Genomic DNA, 9,196 nt, shown 5'->3' on the forward strand with positions numbered 1-9,196 from the left:
TTCCTATATCTTTAGCCTTACATATAAGGTTTATTTGTAAAGATTATAGGTTTTTACTTTACAAGTTTATAAAATATTGCTATGCAGTTAGCAATTATATCCAGAGTAAGAAAATTGGATTAAACTACTAGAAATTATTTAGAATAATTTAATATTAATTAAATTTATGAGGTAAATGATTATGGCTACACTTAAAGAAATTATCGAAGCCCTGCAAGTAGGCGATAATCCTAAAAAAATACATTTGAGATTCAGCCAGATAGGAGATGAGGAGGCGAAGGATTAGCCCAAGCCTTACAAAATAATAAAACTGTGACAAAAATAGATTTGGGTGCCAACCAGATAGGTGATGAGGGGGTGAAGGCACTAGCACAAGCCTTACAAAACAATAACACTGTGACGACAATAAATTTGGATAACAACCAGATAGGCAATGAGGGGGCGAAAGAACTAGCACAAGCCTTAAATCATAATAAAACTGTGACAACAATAAGGTTGGGTGCCAACCAGATAGGCAATGAGGGCGCGAAGGCACTAGTCCTCGCCTTAGAGAAAAATTATACTGTAATGCAACTAAGTTTAAATAACAACAATATAAGCGATAATTTAGTTAACCAAATATATGATATTATAGGTGTAAACAAAAATACAAGTAATCTTGCCCCTTCAGTGACAAGCATAGAATTTAAGCACAACAAGAATCAGATAGGATATAAGGAAGCAAATGCAATAGCCAAAGTCTTAGATAACAATAAAACTGTGACGACAATATATTCGGAAAATCAGATAGGCGATGCGGGGGCGAAGACGATAGCACAAGCCTTACAAAACAATAGCACTGCGACGACACTAGCGTTACGATGCTGCCAGATAGGCGATGAGGGGGCGATAGCACTAGCACAAGCCTTACAACAAAATAATAAAACTTTGGAAACGCTAGATTTGTGGGGCAACAATATAGGCAATAAGGGGCCGAAGGCATTAGTCCAAGCCTTACAAAATAATAAAACTTTGAAAAAGCTAGATTTGAGGTGGAACTGGGTAAGCGATGAGTTATTAAAGGATATAAATAAACTATTAGAGATAAACCAATTACAAGCAGAAGAATTATCTAAGAAGATCGAACAAGGAGTAGATTCTGTACAAGAAAAATTGGTTTCTGAAGATAATATAAAAGCAGAAGAGAAACAAAAAAACCTCGAAATAATACAACAATCAAAGTGTGAGACACTAGAGCTTGTTATGGTACTAAAATTACAGAAAATGCAACAATCACAACAAATAGAACATAGTTCAGGAACAAAAATTATTAGTAATCATAATCTTAAGTTGTTATTGTCTAACGTAAGTAATTCCGCTGAATTGTATGAAGCATTAGAGAGTTTGTTAATTGGAGATATTGAGCCTCTATCAGAAGGGGTTTAGGAATTTATTACAAAAATCTAAAGAAACATTAAACTGATTGTTATTATTTAGGTTTTTGTATTTATTAGAGATTAGTGTTAAACCATAGACAATTTGCCCAATTTTTTGTTGTGGATATCTAGTACTACAGTTGTAGTTTAGATGTGGTTTGATAGTGATATAAAAGAGCTAGATATTGGTGTTTGCGTCGCCAAATGGAGGAAGCAAGTATAAATTCTTTTGTTAGTAACAACGACTGCTCTATGATACTGCTCTATGATAAAGTAATAAAATTTTCTGATCTCTTGAACCGTATAATTTATTATTTTTTCCGTTTTTTTTTAAATTCTTCCAATGAGTCCCCTGTAGCTGCCGGCATTAGTTGAACTCTGGTTATCACTAATATTCCCAAGGCAATCATTGATAATGTTACATGACGGTACCAACCATTCTTTGTTCTAACTTCATATTGATCAAGCCCTGTTTCTCCCTTAGCCATCTCAAAACATTCTTCTATCGACCAGCGACTACCCGCTACATCAATCATCTCTTCTAATAATTTATCTAGCTGGCAAAAAACTGTATAGAAGGCCAGCTCATTGATATTGCTCTTACTACGCCTGATTAATAAAAATCTTGCAAATCCTTTCTCACATTTTTCTGATCGTTTAATCAATGCCCAATCATATATTCTCTCCCCTTTACTACCATAACCACAGCTTGCTCTATGCCACTCTAAATTAGCGAACTTCTTAGACCAATCTTCCGCTTTAAATTTGACTAACCCTACTCGCATTATTGTATTTCTTGGCACAGCAAGAACATAAGATTGCTTACGGTTCTCAAGGTTGATTATGAATTCACCATCTCTACCATATCCTTCATCTGCAGTTACCCAGGAAACTCTATGACCATTGTCAATAAATCTATTGTAACATTTTGAAGCTAATTGTGGTTTAGTATAAAATTCTGCATTTTCTTCGATACCAGCTTCCTTGCAACGCTCTTTGTTTTCTATCCAATTATTTGGAATGTATAATTCTCGATCAATTAACGCATGACCCTTTTTTGTCTTATACCCACCGAAAACACCAACTTGACTATTCTCAACTCTACCAGCTGTACCGCTATATTGACGTTTAACTCCAGCTGATTTTGTTCCCTTCTTTAAAAAACCAGTATCATCTACTACAAATATTCCACCTTCTCCTAATTCTGAAATCAACAGTTGTTGATTAGCGTCTCGAGCTCCATCTTCATCAAAACTACCACGATTCAACATATTTTGGAAAGGGTATGGATTAACATTACCCACAGTTTGAGCTATTTGCCAACTATTTTTACGGTCTACTCTACATAGTAATCCTTTGATGTAATTTAATCCTGTTTTCCATCCTTGGCTACGAGAAAAATAATTACTAAAATTTCTCCACCTATCAACTAATTGCTGTTCTAAATCATTTATTTCTATTTCCATACTTATTATAACACCAATTTACTCTTTTTCTCTTCTTATCCTACTCTATTTTTATTATTAATTCAATCTACAACTGTAGTACTAATTTGCATTATTATAGCAGCAAAGTTTTTGATGAAATAGCAGAAAAATGGCAAGAAGTCAGGAGTTTTGAAGAAAATACCGATTTACAACATGGGAGAATAGAGAGAAGAAAAATTGAGGTAATTGATATGCCATTTGAATATCTGAACGGCTTTCGACACATCAAACAAATATGTAAAATTAGCCGAGACTTGTTATCATAAACACATTCTCTTATTCATAGCTAAAACTTTTAGCAAATCTAGAAATAGATTTTAAATTATTTCTAATACTTTTAATAAACCTACTGCTATAAGTTTTATAACCACTCGCTGCACTATATCTCTTACCACGAGCTTTTCTAAAATCTTTGACTTTTTCTAGAGATAAAGATATGCTCATAATGCTCCGTTATTTATAGTTGAAAAATCTTTAACGGAGTACTTATACTATTATCATCTATTATATTCTAGATTTTTCTTTACTTTCATCTAATTTTTTAAAAATTTTTAATCGTTCTACATATTAGCCAGAAATAATTAACGTTCAGGCTACAATCCTTGCAATATAATCATTACAACGGCAAAATATTATCCAAACTTTTCAAGCTTAGACCAAATATTCTTACTACAATTCTATCACTTTCCCTTCTAAACCCAAGCTAATATTAGATTATAACTCCAGCAGATATTTGATCTTTAGTTGCGACTTTTAAATCGCCCTGACCAAAAATAGCAATAATTATTGCTATTATATTATTTTATGATAATCTAAAATAACAAAATAATTTGTTAGACAGGGGTAGGAATGTGCGATAGAATTCAATTAAGCTTCTAATCTATTTTTTAGGAATCAGCACTGATATGCTATGAATTCAAGTCTATAATGAAAGAAACAACAAAAAATATGTATGGAATATTTAATTTGTTGAAGGAATTTCATATAATAATTTTCTCCTGATTTATTAATGAATTAAGTCACTAATTTGGTAAACACATTATGTTTCTAAAATCATTCTCTTCTCAGTTGAAAGATACTTTATTTAGTGGAACAAATATTAAATATAGGATTCAATCTTTTATTGAGCAACCATATGGTATCGAAGTAATATGCGAAGTAATAAATAAAGGTATAGATATAAGATTCAGTTTAAAAGAGCTTTTTATAGAGAATAAAGTACAATTCTTTAACTCTAGTGATATTTTATTATTATCTAAAATCTTTTCAGAAAAAGAATCGTACACACATGAAGTAAGTAGGAACAAGAAATATTACCATATTATAACTATTACATTTATAGTATGCCTAATATTGTCAAATATTGCAGAGATAAAACTATGTAATTTTTTTGGTTATTCTATTGGAGCAGGTACGTTAATTTTTCCATTATTATATATTCTTAATGATGTATTAACAGAGGTCTACGGATTTTTAGCTGGCAGAAGGACAATATGGTTAGCACTTTATTTTAATATAATATTTAGTATTTTTATATATATTATTGCTTTATTACCACCTTCGGAATATTGGCACGATCAACAAGCATTCGAAACAATTTTTTTTATGTCACCACGAATAGTTACAGCTTCGGTTTTTAGTTACTTTATTGGTGAATTAACTAATGCTGTAATAATATCATTATTAAAAATTAAATTTCAGGGGAGAATGTTTGCTTTTAGAGCAGTTTTTAGTACTTTTATTGGTGCATTGATAGAAAGTACGATGTTTGGTTATATTGCTTTTTCAGGGAGAATACCTTCATTGGAATTAATGAAAATGATATTTCTATTGACTATTATAAAAGTATTTTATGAAATACTAACTTTACCTTTAACAATTAAATTGGTAGAGTTTTTAAAAAGAGTCGATAATAGCAATGTTTTTGAAAAACCATCTTTTAACCAACTGATACCAAAGTTTTTTAAATGATTTTTAAGTATGAATATAAATAACTGTTACAATGACACTAGTAGATTATAGACGTAACGCTTCTCTGTATGCTGAATATTATTCTCGTTTAAGTATAACAGGAACACAATTTTTAGCATTTAGAGATATACCAAAATTAATAAATAAATATGTAACCGGCATAAATGTTCTAGATTATGGTAGTGGTGCAGGAAAATCATCATTATATTTAAAATCACTTGGTTTAAATGTTGATGGAGTTGATATTAATCAAGAAATGGTAAAACATGCCAAAAATTTGGATCCCAATGGTAAGTATAAAGTAATTAACAGTGCTGAAATACCTGTTGAAGACAATTATTATGATTTAGTATTTTCAAGTTGGGTATTAATGGAAATTAGTAATAAACAAGAACTACTTAAAATTACTCGAGAGATTGCTAGAGTATTAAAAGTTGATGGTACTTTTATAGTTATCCTGTGTAATAAGGACACGTATAATATAGATTGGTTATCAGAAAATACCCAATTTGAAGAAAATAAAAATTTAAGTAGCGGTTCCATAGTTAAAATTTTTTTTAAAGATATTAACTTAAGTATATATGACTATTTTTGGAGTGACGAAGATTATCGTGAAATAATAAGCAAGGCTGGTTTAAATATAGTGAGAACTCATAACCCAATCGGTAAAGATGAAGATGGATATGCTTGGGGCAAGGAAAAAGAACTATCGCCATGTACTATATATATAGCTAAAAAGTATGCATAATTTTAAGTATTATAAAAATCCAGTCTAGTTTGTACTAAATAAGCTAACACCCTAACATTATCCAATAACGGTTGAGGAGGAATGAGTGTATTAATAGATTGTGTGAAAATAATACTTTCTTCTACAAATAGTTTTTTAATAGTTAAGGACAACTTATCACTTGATAGCAAAACATATTTATTATCATAGATTTCTATATCAGGAACTGCTTTATCAAAAATCAATATAGTTCCAATTTTAAATAACGGTTCTGTTTTTTCATTGGCATATAAAGCAAAAGCCGTTTGTGGAATAAGATGTTCAGAAGAAATTAATAGTTGTTTATCATTTGGTTTTATTGAATATTGTGTACATAGGAATTTTGGAACTTCTCTCCATTGTAATACAGGTATCATCTTTAGATAGTTGGTACTGTTGATTTTGTTTATGGGTATATCTCCAATAAATTGAGATATGCTGATATTAAAATAATTAGATATTTTTAACAAAGTATCTAAAGTAGGATTACCGCAACCAGTGGATAGGTTATAAATAGGGGTGTAGGACAGCTCAAGTTTAGAGGCTAAATCAAGTACATTAATTGAGTAAATATCTAATAAATACTTTAAGTTACTAGATATTTGTTTTCTGTATTCTTCTAATAATTGTTTATTAATAGTGATCATTATTACAAAATTGTTATAGAAATTTTAGTTTTTTACCAACTGATATTGGATCAAAATATTATCTTGTTTATATAAAATGACGACAAATCATCAACTAGATTAACTTATGCAGGAAGTCTATCACCTTGCATAAAGTTACTGTTTTGTACATATTCCATATTATCAAGAATTCAGAACTTATACCAATTCACCATCAGAATAATATTATTGTAGTCATACTTCAAAACATTTAAGGGCTTTTATATTGTTAGTTTGATAGTGATTCTGTATTACTTAAATTTATTCAACAAATTACTCCAATTTTATATAACGTAGAACTTATTTAGGCTGTATAAGAATATTTTTATTAATTCTATACCTTACTATGTTTATATATCATTATTAAATAAAAATATAGTACTTTTGTAAAAATAAAAGATATGATATATTATATATAAATATACTGTGCAAACTACTAATTATCATGATTAATGGAATATTAAGATGACAACAATAAACCTTGACCAGATAAATATGGACAACCAGGATGATCCCTATGATACATCTGCTGAAGAAGGCAAGGAGATAAATGAAAACAAAAAGATTGATGAAATTAATGATATTGACAAACTTAAAGGTAAACTGCAGGAATTATCAGGCAGATTAATATCATTGAGTATTCAAACATCTAATACTAACAAAAGAATAGAAAGCTCCTTAAAAATGTTAACTACTCAACTATACGATATGCGGAAGAATATGGATTTCATCCGTGCTTACATTGAAGTAGGTATAGTTTGGGATGAAGACGATTGATTTGCTGTTTTATAGCCATTTTGCTTGATCTTGGTTAAATTATCAACTTAAACTACAACTGTAATACTAGGAGGCTGCCTGCGATAACTAATTAATTATATTTTGAGCTATTTTCCGGCGAGAATAAATATGATTTTTTTGAAATAGGTACCTATTTCAAAAAAATCATGTTTATTCACAGCCCAAAAGAGCCAAATATAGAATTACTTTAGTTACTCACCTTACCATGGCATCTAAAAGTCATATAGAAAATAGCTTGGCGTCATTGCAAGCTGATGTATCCCCACGAAATTGTTGCAAAATAACACGAGTTGCCAATTAATTGATTTTAGTAAACCCTAGACTTCACAAGGTTTGAAGAACATTTAATCAGGTCAAAAAATGCAATAAATTCTCAAAATTAGAAATTTTTTAAAATACATAGCGTTTTGATTATACTTTTCACGTGTCAAATAGTTCGTAAACTGCTTGACATCTAGGTTTTATGAGCTAACTTAATTGGCAACTTGCGTAAAATAGCAAGAATTTCGTAGGGATACATCAGATTGCAAGGAGGCATAGCCGACGAAGCAATAAAAGTAACCAAAAATGGATTGCTTCGACCATTACATGGTCTCGCAATGACGGAAAAGCTATCTAAAACCCTCTCCACCTTCTAACTTTCAACAATTGTGGTAGGGATATCCAGTACGATTAGATTAGTCATAGATTAGCATCCCACCTTTCATCAATTGGGTTAAGTATATCACCTTTAATTTCAGCCTTTCCCTTTAACATTCCAAGTAAAGATAGTTTTGTTTTATCTAATGGAACTATTTTTGCTATTGGTTTATCTCCTTTGGTAATAATAATTGATTGTTGGTTAGCCTGAAGTTTATCAATAATTTCAAGACAGTGTTCTTTAAATTGGCTAATTGCTATTTTATTAGACATAATAGATACTATATAATTATAATATAAATTATATAGTATCTTGACTGCATAATATAGTAAATTCATACAAGGTACAGCTAAACCCATTAGCTATAAATTTAATTCAGAAGAAACGATGAAAAAAAGTCAGCTTGGGCTACCACTTGAATACAAAAAATTACCTGAATATTTTGACGCCCATAATATAAATGATGATACAGATAAAATAAACGGTGTTATTGAAAACTTATTGAGAGAACGTAATGTCCAAACAGTTTTAGACCTTAAGTGCGGCACCGGCTCTCAAGTATTTTTTCTTGCAAAGCGTGGATATAAAATAACTGGTGCAGACTTCAATTCCGCTCTTCTGAAAATTGCAAGAGAAAAAGCTTATAATGAAAAAGTTGATGTCAAATTTATTGACGGTGACATGCGTACATTAAAGGCTGGGGCTTTTGATGCGGTTATTACCATCTTTAACGCAGTAGGTCATCTTACAAAAGTTGGGTTTGAGAAAGCAATGAGAAATATATACCAAAATTTAAATAACAACGGAATTTATATATTCGACATATTTAATTTGGATGCTATGACTGATAGTACTGTAATTGATATGGCAATGCAATTTCAAAAGAAAGTTAATAATACAAAGATATATTCAACTCAATGTTCTATAATTGATAGAGAAAACTCGTATCTCACATCCTACGACACTCATATGATTCAAAAGAATGCAGATAAGCCAAAAAGATTTTATAATAAATTTTCTTTGCAAATTTATACAGCAAAAGAACTCCAGGAAATGCTTACTATAAATGGCTTTGAGACTATAGCTCAATATGGAATTGACGGATCAGAATTTTTAAAAGATAGAACGATAAACATTCTTACAGTTGCAAAGAAAAAGTAATGGAGCATAGAAGTGCCTTAGCTAACTCAGATATAGTCAATTGATGAGAAGTTGGTGATTTCTTTAGGGTATGTCGTCACGAGATTGTGATTGCATAATTTTATGTGATTTGTTATTATAATTGTAGTAATAAAAATAGGCGATAAGAAGCAATGAGTTTAGCACATAGAAGACATGATATAAGCGATGAGCTTTGGAATAAGATAGAAAGTAATTTACCTGGTCAGAAAGGTTGTTGGGGAGGTATTGCAAGAGACAATAGAACTTTTATAAATGCAGTGATGTGGATATTT

General features: G+C 30.5%; 10 protein-coding genes and 2 pseudogenes. 8 read left to right on the forward strand and 4 right to left on the reverse strand.

The features are described from left to right. Positions 1–309 precede the first annotated feature (309 nt). Together RiCNE_RS08445 and RiCNE_RS06175 are read left to right on the forward strand one after the other, a co-directional pair. Positions 310–363 (forward strand): annotated as a pseudogene (locus RiCNE_RS08445) (hypothetical protein); the annotation flags it as partial. Further along, complete coding sequence (locus RiCNE_RS06175; protein WP_338050571.1) at positions 358–1,425, forward strand: leucine-rich repeat domain-containing protein; 1,068 nt, start codon at positions 358–360, stop codon at positions 1,423–1,425. The pseudogene RiCNE_RS08445 and the gene RiCNE_RS06175, both read left to right, overlap by 6 nt. A 301-nt stretch (positions 1,426–1,726) precedes the next feature. Here RiCNE_RS06175 and RiCNE_RS06180 read toward each other — a convergent pair whose 3' ends face one another. Then, the gene (locus tag RiCNE_RS06180) at positions 1,727–2,881 is read right to left on the reverse strand and encodes an IS701 family transposase (protein ID WP_094649711.1); all 1,155 of its coding nucleotides are present in this window, start codon (positions 2,879–2,881) and stop codon (positions 1,727–1,729) included. An 86-nt stretch (positions 2,882–2,967) separates the two neighbouring features. Between RiCNE_RS06180 and RiCNE_RS06185 the strand changes: the two genes are divergently transcribed. After that, on the forward strand, positions 2,968–3,168 hold the full coding sequence (locus RiCNE_RS06185) for a hypothetical protein (protein WP_094649712.1): 201 nt from the start codon (positions 2,968–2,970) through the stop codon (positions 3,166–3,168). A 10-nt stretch (positions 3,169–3,178) separates the two neighbouring features. On the opposite strand, the gene RiCNE_RS07585 is transcribed toward RiCNE_RS06185, so the two are convergent. Next, complete coding sequence (locus RiCNE_RS07585) at positions 3,179–3,346, reverse strand: hypothetical protein (RefSeq protein WP_157905702.1); 168 nt, start codon at positions 3,344–3,346, stop codon at positions 3,179–3,181. Between the two features lie 597 nt (positions 3,347–3,943). On the opposite strand from RiCNE_RS07585, the gene RiCNE_RS06190 reads away from it, so the two are divergent. Further along, a complete protein-coding gene (locus RiCNE_RS06190) occupies positions 3,944–4,873 on the forward strand; it encodes a queuosine precursor transporter (protein ID WP_094649713.1) in 930 nt (309 codons plus the stop codon). Positions 4,874–4,904: 31 nt separating this feature from the next. Beyond that, on the forward strand, positions 4,905–5,621 hold the full coding sequence (locus RiCNE_RS06195; RefSeq protein WP_094649714.1) for a class I SAM-dependent methyltransferase: 717 nt from the start codon (positions 4,905–4,907) through the stop codon (positions 5,619–5,621). Between the two features lie 2 nt (positions 5,622–5,623). Here RiCNE_RS06195 and RiCNE_RS06200 read toward each other — a convergent pair whose 3' ends face one another. Then, positions 5,624–6,286 carry a helix-turn-helix domain-containing protein gene (locus tag RiCNE_RS06200; RefSeq protein ID WP_094649715.1) on the reverse strand — a complete coding sequence of 221 codons (663 nt, stop codon included), beginning with the start codon at positions 6,284–6,286 and terminating at the stop codon, positions 5,624–5,626. 483 nt (positions 6,287–6,769) lie between these two features. On the opposite strand from RiCNE_RS06200, the gene RiCNE_RS06205 reads away from it, so the two are divergent. Next, the gene (locus RiCNE_RS06205) at positions 6,770–7,081 is read left to right on the forward strand and encodes a hypothetical protein (protein WP_094649716.1); all 312 of its coding nucleotides are present in this window, start codon (positions 6,770–6,772) and stop codon (positions 7,079–7,081) included. Between the two features lie 702 nt (positions 7,082–7,783). Here RiCNE_RS06205 and RiCNE_RS06210 read toward each other — a convergent pair. Next, the gene (locus tag RiCNE_RS06210) at positions 7,784–8,014 is read right to left on the reverse strand and encodes a type II toxin-antitoxin system Phd/YefM family antitoxin (RefSeq protein WP_094649718.1); all 231 of its coding nucleotides are present in this window, start codon (positions 8,012–8,014) and stop codon (positions 7,784–7,786) included. Between the two features lie 115 nt (positions 8,015–8,129). On the opposite strand from RiCNE_RS06210, the gene RiCNE_RS06215 reads away from it, so the two are divergent. Both RiCNE_RS06215 and RiCNE_RS08110 read left to right on the forward strand, forming a co-directional pair. Continuing rightward, a complete protein-coding gene (locus tag RiCNE_RS06215) occupies positions 8,130–8,903 on the forward strand; it encodes a class I SAM-dependent methyltransferase (protein ID WP_094649717.1) in 774 nt (257 codons plus the stop codon). A 152-nt stretch (positions 8,904–9,055) separates the two neighbouring features. Then, positions 9,056–9,196 (forward strand): annotated as a pseudogene (locus RiCNE_RS08110) (IS5/IS1182 family transposase); the annotation flags it as partial.

This window comes from Rickettsia endosymbiont of Culicoides newsteadi, from assembly GCF_002259525.1.
GTDB lineage: Bacteria > Pseudomonadota > Alphaproteobacteria > Rickettsiales > Rickettsiaceae > Tisiphia.